The sequence below is a fragment of the Planococcus sp. A6 genome, assembly GCF_028823615.1.
Taxonomy (GTDB): Bacteria; Bacillota; Bacilli; order Bacillales_A; family Planococcaceae; genus Planococcus.
The window spans coordinates 1-3,453 of the sequence record NZ_JAPEHT010000209.1 but is presented as its reverse complement, the minus strand read 5'-3'; the positions used below and the strand labels follow the sequence as shown (position 1 = coordinate 3,453).

The window sequence follows — 3,453 nt, the reverse complement described above, 5'->3', positions numbered from 1 at the left end:
CCTTTTTGTTGTCTGCATTTATTTTTTGTGGGTGCTGCGCGCAATGATGATGCCTATAAGCGTTCCGATAATTGCGGGAACAAGCCAGCCGATTCCTTGTTCATAAAATGGCAAGTAAGAGAAAATCTGCGTGATTGCATTGAATTCAAAACCTGAACTCTTCAATGCATCAAAGACGCTTACAATACCTGTAAGCACAAGTGGGATGATATAGACGTACGATTTTTGGTAAAAGGAATGATCGAAAAACGATAGAATGACAATCACAATTGCAAGAGGATAGATGGCCAATAATACCGGCAATGAAATAGCGATCAATTGGGTCAACCCAACATTGGCAATGACGGTCGAAAATCCAGCAAAAATGAATACATAGACCACATATGGCAATTGCGGGAAAATTTTATTGAAGAACTGGGAAGTCGCTGACACAAGCCCGATGGAAGTCGTCAGGCAGGCGAATGTGATCGCGGCAGCTAAAATGATGCCCCCAATTTCGCCGTACAGTACGCGTGAAGCGAGCGCAATGACTTCTCCGCCGTTGTCCTGCATGCCGATAGCTTCTACACTGGTCGCTCCGATATAGCTTAAGGATAGGTACACCAGCGACAATCCGGTTGCCGCGATGAAGCCCGCGTATGCCGTCGTTTTCAGGATGGTGTTCTTATCTTCAACGCCTTTCGCGCGGATCGATTGGATGATGACAATCCCGAATACGAGCGCAGCAATTGCGTCCATCGTCAAATAGCCTTGAAGGAAGCTTTCGAAAAACGCTTCTGTGTCATAATTTCCGACAGGCGCACCGATTGGTCCCATAGGCGTCAGAAAGCTTTTGACAGCTAAAAAGCCAATGACGACGATGAGGATCGGCGTCAGGATTTTACCGATGCGATCGACTAGTTTCGTCGGGTTCAATGCAAACAATACGGTGATGACAAAGAAAATGATTGTGAAGAGAAATAATGACCAAAACGATGATGCCATTTCAGCGGACAAGAAAGGAGCAGTGCCAATTTCGAAAGCGACAGTGGCTGTTCGGGGAATGCCAAAGAACGGACCGATAGCCAAATAGACGATCATCGTGAAGACGATGCCAAAGACCGGATGAACCCGTCCGGCAATCGACTGCAGATCTCCGCCCGCTTTTGCGATGGCAAGTATGCCTAACAGCGGCAAACCGACGCCGGTCAGCAAAAAGCCGATGATGGCGGGAAGCAATTGCTCTCCTGCCAATTGTCCGAGATAGGGAGGAAAGATTAAATTTCCGGCACCGAGGAACAGCGCGAAAAGCATAAGGCCAATAGTTAAAGTTTCAGAGTTTGTAAGCGTTTTCTTGTTCATGGGAGTTCTCCTTCTAAATTAAACATAGTCGCACAAGAATTTATTATAACTGAATTCACGCAGTTATGAAAATTAAAATTTGGAAATAAAAAAACCCGGCAATTAAGCCGGGTTTTATATACTTATTTATCTTTGTTAAAGCCTTCCTTAAACTTGCCTACGGTATCTTGAACTTTGCCTTTTGTCTTATCGGATTTGCCTTCAGCCTGCAAGTCCGGGTTATCGGTCGCATTGCCGACCTGGTCTTTCAATTCGCCTTTGCCTTTGCTGACGGCACCTTTCACTTTATCTGAGAAACCTTCTTTATCAGCCATTTGAATGCCTCCTTTAGAATATCTTTACTCCCTATATTTCCTATCTTGAAGTTTATAAACCTTCTATATAAAAGATAAAAGCTCCCCGACGAAGAATCGGGAAGCGTGAGTTTATGATTTTAAAGGTTGTTCATTGAGTGTTTCTTTTGCTTTTTCCTTAACTGAAATGCATAAATCCTGGGCTGCTAACCGTTTTAACGTGGTCAAAGGGGTGGCTGCATTGGCGGCGACGCCTTTTCGGACTTCAGGATGTTGATCGAGTGATAAGTCTACAAGGAGCCCTTCACAATTGATGGAACGTGCAAGCTCTGCCCGTTTGAGATAATCCATTTTCAATACAGCTGCTTCATCATAAGGAGACCATTCTTTCTTCGATGCATAAAATAGAAGATTGCTGTCCATATTCCGCACTCCCGCTCAAATTAGTATGATATTCGTGATCCATGGGTTTATTATAGCATATTATGGATATAATACTATAAAAGTGCCTTTCAATTCTGAAAATTAGCAAAAAAATTCATTGGCCGGTCCAAAAGCATCATGCACATAACTTATTCATGAAAAATATCGGAGAGCCGGAAACTTTTCTTTCCTGGAGGCCGTCTATAATTAAAGGAAAGATAAAAAATGGCAACATATATCACTTCCTTTTTTTATCAGCCGTGCTATAATAATGATGGATATGTATGCAAAATGAGAGTTTTTTAAGGAGGAAGGACATGCTATACCTGACGCTGGTTGTGGCATTTATCGCTTCGATTCTCCTGACACCCCTTGTGAAGAGATTGGCATTTCGCATCGGGGCAGTGGATCGGCCTAATTACCGAAAAGTACACGCAAGGATCATGCCGCGTTTAGGCGGATTAGCCATATTCGGATCATTTTTGATCGCTTATCTTTTCCTTCAACCGAAGGATCCGGTTTCAGCTGCTTTTGAATCATCGCTGATCCCGATTGAAACAGCCATCATCATCGGTGCGTTTTTGATCATCGTTACGGGTGTCTTGGATGATATGCTCGAAATTACAGCAAAAGCCAAAATGCTCGGGCAACTGGCTGCGGCCGGCGTCGTCGTCATTGGCGGCGGGCTCGAAATTTCATTCATTAACTTGCCATTCGGCGGCGTCTTGGATTTCGGCTACTTCAGCATCCCGCTGACGATCATTTGGATCGTGGGCATCACCAATGCCATCAACTTGATCGACGGGCTTGATGGTTTAGCCGCAGGGGTTTCCACCGTGGCGTTATTGACGCTGACGGCGATGGCCTTCATCATGGGCGATATTTTCGTCATGTCGACAGCCGCCATTCTTGCTGCTAGTTCTATCGGCTTCCTATTCTATAATTTCCACCCCGCGAAGATCTTCATGGGGGACACAGGGGCTTTGTTCCTTGGTTTCATGATTTCCGTACTCGCCTTGATGGGTTTCAAAAACGTGACAGTCGTTGCCTTGATCATCCCGATTATCATGCTCGGCGTGCCAATTTCGGATACCTTCTTTGCCATCGTGCGCCGCGTGCGTGAAAAGAAATCCATTTCAGAAGCAGATAAATCGCATTTGCACCATTGCTTGTTGAACATTGGGTTTTCACATAGCCAGACCGTGCTGATCATCTATGGCATCTCCGCATTATTCGGACTTGCGGCTTTGCTATTCTCCCAAGCGACACTCTGGGGAGGCATCCTGTTGATCGGTGTCATGCTTCTGGCGATCGAATTGTTCGTCGAAGTGGTCGGACTCGCAGGGAAGAATTACCGCCCATTGATCAATTTAGTTAGAATGATAGGGAAATAAAA

Annotated in this window: 4 protein-coding genes; 1 reads left to right on the top strand and 3 read right to left on the bottom strand. The window is 45.0% G+C overall.

Annotation, left to right across the window (positions count from 1 at the left end; translation table 11 throughout):
- Positions 1–18: 18 nt before the first annotated feature.
- From brnQ to ON064_RS17680, 3 genes are all read right to left on the bottom strand, one after another.
- Entirely contained in the window at positions 19–1,341 is a 1,323-nt protein-coding gene (gene brnQ, locus ON064_RS17690; protein WP_274625803.1) for a branched-chain amino acid transport system II carrier protein, read from the bottom strand.
- Positions 1,342–1,463: 122 nt separating this feature from the next.
- Positions 1,464–1,655: a CsbD family protein gene (locus ON064_RS17685; protein ID WP_121297909.1), complete on the bottom strand. Its 192-nt coding sequence runs from the start codon at positions 1,653–1,655 to the stop codon at positions 1,464–1,466.
- A gap of 111 nt (positions 1,656–1,766) precedes the next feature.
- Positions 1,767–2,057 carry a hypothetical protein gene (locus ON064_RS17680; RefSeq protein WP_121297908.1) on the bottom strand — a complete coding sequence of 97 codons (291 nt, stop codon included), beginning with the start codon at positions 2,055–2,057 and terminating at the stop codon, positions 1,767–1,769.
- 317 nt (positions 2,058–2,374) lie between these two features.
- Between ON064_RS17680 and ON064_RS17675 the strand changes: the two genes are divergently transcribed.
- Positions 2,375–3,451: a glycosyltransferase family 4 protein gene (locus tag ON064_RS17675; RefSeq protein WP_101805151.1), complete on the top strand. Its 1,077-nt coding sequence runs from the start codon at positions 2,375–2,377 to the stop codon at positions 3,449–3,451.
- Positions 3,452–3,453: the final 2 nt, after the last annotated feature.